This is a genomic window from Ferrovibrio terrae (assembly GCF_943371255.1).
Lineage (GTDB): Bacteria > Pseudomonadota > Alphaproteobacteria > Ferrovibrionales > Ferrovibrionaceae > Ferrovibrio > Ferrovibrio terrae_B.
The window spans coordinates 20,338-28,130 of sequence record NZ_CALRUC010000053.1 but is presented as its reverse complement, the minus strand read 5'-3'; the positions used below and the strand labels follow the sequence as shown (position 1 = coordinate 28,130).

5 protein-coding genes are annotated in these 7,793 nt (G+C 65.8%); all 5 read left to right on the top strand.

Annotated elements, in window-relative coordinates:
- Positions 1–838 (top strand): ABC transporter ATP-binding protein (locus tag AAG799_RS12645; RefSeq protein ID WP_341896381.1); only part of this gene is annotated, 838 nt, incomplete at its 5' end.
- Between the two features lie 59 nt (positions 839–897).
- On the top strand, positions 898–3,345 hold the full coding sequence (gene nirB, locus AAG799_RS12640; RefSeq protein ID WP_341896379.1) for a nitrite reductase large subunit NirB: 2,448 nt from the start codon (positions 898–900) through the stop codon (positions 3,343–3,345).
- A gap of 28 nt (positions 3,346–3,373) precedes the next feature.
- The gene (gene nirD, locus AAG799_RS12635; RefSeq protein WP_341896382.1) at positions 3,374–3,709 is read left to right on the top strand and encodes a nitrite reductase small subunit NirD; all 336 of its coding nucleotides are present in this window, start codon (positions 3,374–3,376) and stop codon (positions 3,707–3,709) included.
- A 1-nt stretch (position 3,710) separates the two neighbouring features.
- Positions 3,711–6,404 (top strand): nitrate reductase, encoded by a 2,694-nt coding sequence (locus AAG799_RS12630; protein WP_341896377.1) that lies wholly within the window; start codon positions 3,711–3,713, stop codon positions 6,402–6,404.
- A complete protein-coding gene (gene cysG, locus AAG799_RS12625) occupies positions 6,385–7,791 on the top strand; it encodes a siroheme synthase CysG (RefSeq protein ID WP_341896375.1) in 1,407 nt (468 codons plus the stop codon). Before AAG799_RS12630 ends, cysG begins: the two co-directional genes overlap by 20 nt.
- Positions 7,792–7,793: the final 2 nt, after the last annotated feature.

Here is a 7,793-nt window from a genome sequence, read left to right as displayed (position 1 = left end):
CCCGCGCCACGGCGCGCCGGTAACCGAGGAGTTTGCCATGTCCGCTTATCTCAGCATCTCGAATGTCGGCATGACCTTCAAAGGCGCCAACGGCCCCTTCATCGCGCTGCGTGATATCGAGCTGGAAATCAACAGTGGCGAATTCGTCGCGCTGATCGGCCATAGCGGCTGCGGCAAGTCGACCCTGCTCAACATCGTGGCCGGCCTGACGCGCGCCACCACCGGCGGCGTGCTGCTGCAGGGCAAGGAAGTGTCCGATCCGGGCCCGGACCGCGCCGTGGTGTTCCAGAACCATTCGCTGCTGCCCTGGCTTACGGTGTACGACAATGTGCGCCTCGCGGTCGACAAGGTGCATTCCAAGACCAAGACCAAGGCCCAGCGCGACGAATGGACGAAGCACAACCTCGCCCTGGTCGGCATGGATCATGCGCTGGAAAAGCGCCCGCATGAAATCTCCGGTGGCATGAAGCAGCGCGTCGGTATCGCACGTGCCTTGGCGATGGAACCCAAGGTTCTGTTGCTGGACGAACCCTTCGGCGCGCTGGATGCACTGACTCGCGCCACACTGCAGGACACGGTCATGGAACTGCATGCCAAGCTGAAGAACACCGTCATCATGATCACCCATGACGTGGACGAGGCGGTGCTGCTGTCGGATCGCGTGGTGATGATGACCAATGGTCCGGCTGCCACCATCGGCGAAATCCTCAATGTCGACCTGCCGCGTCCGCGCAACCGGCTGACCCTGGCCGGCGACGCCGAATATGTGCGCTGCCGCAAGGAGATCATGGAATTCCTGTATGCGCGGCATCGCGCGCCGGCCGTGCACGCGGCCTAAAAAGAAAAACCGGGAGGACGTCGTGAAGGGCATGCGACGCGAGAGTAGGAGTAAGAGCAATGGCTGAGAGACTGCTGATCGTCGGCAATGGCATGGCGCCCGGCCGCATGCTGGAAAACCTGCTGGAAAAAGCGCCCGGCCGGTATGACATCACCATCTTCAACGCCGAACCGCGGGTGAATTACGACCGTATCATGCTGTCGCCGGTGCTCTCGGGTGAGAAAAGCTACGAGCAGATCGTCATCCATGGCGATGGCTGGTACATCAACAACGGCATCACCCTGCACAAGGGCACCAGGGTCACCGGTATCGACCGTGCGGCCAAGACGATCACCACCGATAACGGTCTGACTGAATCCTACGACAAGCTGGTGATTGCCACCGGCTCCGTGCCCTTCATCATCCCGGTGCCGGGCCACACCCTGCCCGGCGTGCTGAGCTATCGCGATCTGGATGACGTCGATGCCATGATCCTGGCTGCCAAGGCGCGCGGCAGTGCCGTGGTGATCGGTGGCGGCCTGCTCGGCCTCGAAGCCGCGGCCGGCCTGTCTGAACAGGGCATGGATGTCACCGTCGTGCATATCATGCCGACGCTGATGGAGCGGCAGCTCGATGCCTCGGCCGGCTATCTGCTGAAAAAGGCCATCGAGGACCGCGGCATCAAGGTGATGACCGGCGCCAACACCAAGGCCATTGTAGGCAACGGCAAGGTCGAGGGTGTGGAGCTGGAAGACGGCACGGTGATCCCGGCCTCGCTGGTGGTCATGGCGGTCGGTATCCGGCCGAACGCGGCACTGGGCAAGCTGGCCGACCTCACGGTCAACCGCGGCATCGTGGTCGATGACCAGATGCGCACTTCCGATCCCGATATCTTCGCACTGGGCGAATGCGTCGAACATCGCGGCGCCACTTATGGTCTGGTCGCGCCGCTGTATGACATGGCCGGCGTGCTGGCCAAGACGCTGGTGGATGAACCGGCGGCCTATAACGGTTCGGTCACCGCTACCAAGCTGAAGGTCACCGGCATCAACCTGTTTTCGGCCGGCGATTTCGCCGAGGCCAAGGATCGCGAGGAGATCGTGCTGCGCGATGCGGCGCGCGGCGTCTACAAGCGGCTGGTGCTGAAAGACAACAGGATCATCGGCACCGTGCTGTATGGCGAAGTGGAAGACGGCGCCTGGTTCTTCCAGCTGCTGCGCGAGAATGCCGACATCGCCGAACTGCGCGACACACTGATCTTCGGCCAGGGCTTCGCGGGAGGCGCCCCGCTGGACCCTATGGCGGCCGTTGCAGCCTTGCCGGATGAGGCAGAGATCTGCGGATGCAACGGCGTGTGCAAGAGCAAGATCACCGGTGCGATCACCTCCAAGGGGCTCACCAGCCTTGAAGAAGTGCGTGCCGTCACCAAGGCCTCGGCCTCCTGCGGTTCCTGCACCGGCCTGGTCGAGAAGCTGATCGGGCTGACGCTCGGCGACGGTTATGCGCCCAAGGCTTCGAAAGCGGCCTGCGGCTGCACCGATCTGAGCCATGACGATATCCGCCGCCTGATTATTGCCAAGGATCTGAAGTCGATCCCGGCGGTGATGCAGGAGCTGGAGTGGAAGACCTCCTGCGGCTGCAGCAAATGCCGCCCGGCGCTGAACTACTATCTGCTTGCCACCTGGCCCGGCGAATATGTCGACGACAACCAGTCGCGCTTCATCAACGAGCGCGCCCATGCCAACATCCAGAAGGACGGCACCTATTCGGTGGTGCCGCGCATGTGGGGCGGCGTCACCAGCGCCAAGGAGCTGCGCGCCATCGCCGATGTGGCGGACAAGTTCAACATCCCCACCGTCAAGGTGACCGGCGGCCAGCGCATCGATCTGCTGGGCGTCAAGAAGGAAGACCTGCCCGGCGTCTGGGCCGATCTCAATGCCGCCGGCATGGTGTCGGGTCATGCCTACGCCAAGGGCCTGCGTACGGTGAAGACCTGCGTCGGCACCGAATGGTGCCGCTTCGGCACCCAGGATTCGACCGGCCTTGGCATCAAGCTGGAGAAATTCACCTGGGGCAGCTGGACGCCGCACAAGGTCAAGCTCGGTGTCTCGGGCTGCCCGCGCAACTGCGCCGAGGCCACCATCAAGGATATCGGCATCATCTGCGTCGACTCCGGCTACGAATTCCATATCGCCGGTGCCGCCGGCCTGGAGGTCAAGCAGACCATCCTGCTGTGCAAGGTGGAGACCGAGGCCGAGGTGCTGGAATATACCGGCGCGCTGATGCAGCTGTATCGCGAGCAGGCGCATTACCTAGACCGCATCCATAAATGGCTGCATCGCGTCGGTCTCGACACGGTGAAGCAGCGGATCGTCGAAGACGCCGCGGGCCGCCGCGCGCTGTATGACCGCTTCGTGCATGCGCAGGTCTTTGCCCAGATCGATCCCTGGGCCGAGCGGGTCAAGGGCGCCTTCGGGCATGAGTTCAAGCCGCTGGCCGATCTGCGGCTGGCCCAGGCAGCAGAATAATGGGCGGCAGAGTAGGGGCGCCATGAAGATGGACAGTGACTGGCTCGATATCGGCATGCTGGAGGACATCCCCCGGCGCGGCGCCCGTGTGGTGAAGACGGCACGCGGCGATATCGCGATCTTCCGCACAATGGATGACCGGATATTCGCGCTCGATGACAAATGCCCGCACAAGGGCGGGCCGCTGTCGCAGGGCATCGTTCAGGGCGACTCTGTCACCTGCCCGCTGCACAACTGGGTGATCAGCCTGAAAACCGGCGAAGCGCAGGGCGCCGACCAGGGCTGCACCCGCACCATCGCGGTGAAGCTGCAGGAGGATCGCATCCTGCTGTCCTGGCCCGGACTTGCCGTCAAAGCCGCCTGACATGACAGCCGGTACCGCAGAGACGCGCACCACCTGTCCTTACTGCGGCGTCGGCTGCGGTCTGCAGGTGGCACGCGATGCGGACACCGGCGCCGTCGATGTGAAAGGCGATGGCGCGCATCCGGCCAATTTCGGCCGCACCTGCTCGAAAGGTTCGGCGCTGGGGCAAACGCTTGGCCTCGATGGCCGCCTGCTGCATCCGGTGGTGGATGGTGTGCGCGTCAGCTGGGGTGCCGCGCTGGATCGTGTTGCATCCGTCTTCTCCGACACGATTGCCATGCATGGCCCGGACTCGGTGGCCTTCTATGTCTCGGGCCAATTGCTGACCGAGGATTACTATGTCGCCAACAAGCTGATGAAGGGTTTTATCGGCACAGGCAACATCGACACCAATTCGCGGCTCTGCATGGCTTCCGCCGTGGCCGGCCACAAGCGCGCCTTCGGCACCGATACGGTGCCGGGCATCTACGAGGATATGGAGCAGGCCGATCTGGTCGTGCTGGTCGGTTCCAATCTGGCCTGGTGCCATCCGGTGCTGTTCCAGCGTCTGGCTACCGCCAAGACCGCGCGTCCTGAACTGAACGTCGTGGTGATCGATCCGCGCCGCACCATGACAGCACGCTCCGCCGACCTGCATCTGGCGCTCAATCCCGGCTCCGATGTGGCGCTGTTCAACGGGCTGCTGGTGCATCTGCAGGAGGCCGGCCGGCAGGACGCGGCTTTCGTGCAGGATCACACCAACGGGCTGGACGCGGCGCTGACTGCCGCAGGCGCGCTGTCGCTGGCCGAAATCGCCGAGATTACCGGGCTGTCTCAGGCCGAACTGCGCCGCTTCTATGATCTGTTCGCCCGCACCGAGCGTGTCGTCACCGGCTTCTCGCAGGGCGTCAACCAGTCGAGCGCGGGCAGCGACAAGGTCAATGCCATCCTCAACTGCCATTTGCTGACGGGCCGCATCGGTTCTCCCGGCATGGGGCCGTTCTCGATCACCGGCCAGCCGAATGCGATGGGCGGCCGCGAGGTCGGCGGTCTCGCCAACCAGCTCGCCTGCCATATGGAACTGGGCGAGCCCGAGCATCGCCGCATCGTGCAGGATTTCTGGCGCTCGCCGCGCATCGCCGACAGGCCGGGTCTCAAGGCCGTCGATCTGTTCCGCGCGGTGAAAGACGGTCGCATCAAGGCGGTGTGGATCGCCGGCACCAATCCGGTCGACAGTCTGCCCGATGCCGATGATGTCGAGGCTGGCCTGAAGGACTGCCCCTTCGTCGTGGTCTCCGATGTCATGGCGGTCACCGACACCGCGCGCCATGCCCATGTGCTGCTGCCGGCGGCGGCCTGGGGCGAGAAGGACGGCACGGTGACCAATTCCGAGCGCCGCATCTCGCGCCAGCGGACCTTTCAGCCCTGGCCAGGTGAAGTGCGGGCCGACTGGTGGATCTTTGCCGAGGTGGCCAAGCGCATGGGCTGGGCCGAGGCGTTTGACTATGCCGCGCCGGTCGATGTGTTCCGCGAATTCGCCGCGCTGAGTGGCGTGGAAAATGCCGGCACGCGCGATTTCGACATCTCCGCCTTCGCCGATATCACGGCAGAGAGTTACGACGCGCTGCTGCCGGTGCAGTGGCCCTGCCCGAAGGGCGAGCTGCCGCGCAGCGACCGCCGCTTCTTTGCTGATGGGCAGTTCTATACGCCGGACCGCCGCGCCCGCTTCATTGCGACCACGTGGCGTGCGCCCGCCGAGCAGGTTTCAGAAACCTATCCGCTGGTGCTCAACACCGGCCGTGTGCGCGACCAGTGGCACACCATGACGCGCACGGCGCTGTCGCCGCGCCTGATGGGCCATATCGCCGAGCCTTTCGTCGAGCTGCATCCCGAGGATGCCGCCGCCCATGGCATCACGGCCGCCACGCTGGCGGTGCTGCAGAACGATCGCGCCAGCATCGTGGTGCGCGCGCTGGTCAGCGAGGACCAGAAGCGCGGCACGGTTTTCGTGCCGCTGCACTGGACCGACCAGTTCAGTGGCAAGGCGCGCGTGGATGCACTGGTCAACCCGGTCACCGACCCGGTCTCGGGCCAGCCGGAGTTGAAATTCACCGCCGTGGCTGCGCGCCCCTATGCGGCGGCCTGGTATGGCTTTGCCGTGATGGCCGCGGCGCCGGGCGAGATCGCCACCGGTTACTGGGCCAAGGCGAAGGCGAAAGACGGCTGGCGTGTCGAGTTGGCCGATACCGTTCTGCCGCAGGACTGGACCACCTTTGCCCGCGCGCTGTTCGGCCTCGATGAGGCGTCGGAGATCGACCTGCTCGCCTATCACGATACGGCCGCCGCGCATCACCGTTTCGCCGCTTTCCGTGGCGAGCACCTGATCGGCGCGCTGTTTGTGGCACCGGAGCCGGTCGCGGTGTCGCGCGGCTGGGCCGCCGAACAGCTCGGCCGCACGGCTGCCACGCCGGGCGAGCGCATGCGCCTGCTGGCCGGCCGCGCTGGCGCGTCGCAGCCCGATCGCGGCGCCCAGGTCTGCGCCTGCTTCGATGTCGGCGCCGGGCAGATTGCCGCGGCCGTCACTGGCGGCTGCCACACGGTGGAAGCGGTCGGCACGGCCTTGCAGGCCGGCACCAATTGCGGCTCCTGCCGCAGCGAAATCCGGAGGATCATCGATGCTGTCCCAAGAGCGAGCGATGTCCAGAAAGCCGGCTGAAGCACAGCATCCGCAGCGCATCGGTGCCCTGGCCAAGCTGCCGGTGTTCCTTGATCTGCATGACAGGCAGGCCGTGATCGCCGGCGGCTCGGCGGCGGCGGCCTGGAAAGCCGAACTGCTGGCGGCAGCGGGTGCCAGTGTTACCGTCTACGCTGAAGACTTCGGCACCGAGATGCTGGCACTGGATGTGACGCGCATCGCGCGCGGCTGGCAGCCTGCCGATCTGATGGGTGCCACGCTCGCCATCATCGATGCCGAGGACGATGCTGCGGCCATCGCATTCCGCGCGGCAGCGAAAGCCGCCGGCGCGATCTGCACCGCCATCGACAAGCCGGCCCATTGCGACGTGCAGTTCGGCGCCATCGTCAACCGCTCGCCGGTCGTCATCGGCATTTCCACCGATGGCGCGGCGCCGATTCTGGCGCAGGCGATCCGCCGCCGCATCGAAACCCTGCTGCCGGCTTCACTGGGGGCCTGGGCAACCGCTGCCAAGCGCATCCGCAGGGCGGTGGCCGAGCGCCTGCCGACGCCGGGCCTGCGCCGCAGCTTCTGGGAGCGCTTTGCCGAGCGCGCCTTCCTCGAGCCGGTTGTTCCGGCCGATATCGATATCCAGCCGATGAAGGCAGCCGGTGGTCACGTGACGCTGGTGGGGGCCGGGCCGGGCGATGCCGAGCTGCTGACGCTGAAGGCGATGCGCGCCTTGCAGGCCGCCGATGTGATCCTGTTCGACGATCTGGTATCCGACGAAGTGCTGGAACTCGCCCGTCGCGAAGCCAAGCGCATGATGGTGGGCAAGCGCGGCGGCCGGGCCAGCTGCAAGCAGGAAGATATCAACGCGCTGATGGTCAAGCTGGCGCGCCAGGGCAAGCGCGTGGTGCGGCTCAAGGCCGGCGATCCGATGGTGTTCGGCCGTGCCGGCGAGGAAATCGCCGCGCTGGAGTCTGCCGGCATTCCGGTCGCCGTGGTGCCGGGCATCACGGCGGCACTCGCGGCTGCCAGCAGCCTTGGCGTGTCGCTCACCCATCGCCATGCGGCGCATTCGGTGCGGTTCGTCACCGGCCATTCGCGCCAGGGCGAACTGCCCGACGATCTCGACTGGCGCGGCCTGGCCGATCCCGAAACCTCGCTGATGGTTTATATGGGCGGCCGCACCGGCGGCGCCTTTGCCGCCCGGCTGATGAGCCAAGGCCTGTCGCCCGAGATGCCGGTGGCGGTGGTGACGGCGGTGTCGCGCCGGGACGAAACGCGCTGGACCGGGCGTCTGGCAGAGCTTGGCGATGCGCTGCTGCGCATTGGTACGGACCAGCCGGTGCTGGTCGGCATCGGCCAGGTGTTTGCCGCCGCCCGTGTGCAGGCCGTGCCGGCCGATATCGAACAGGTCGCCTGAGG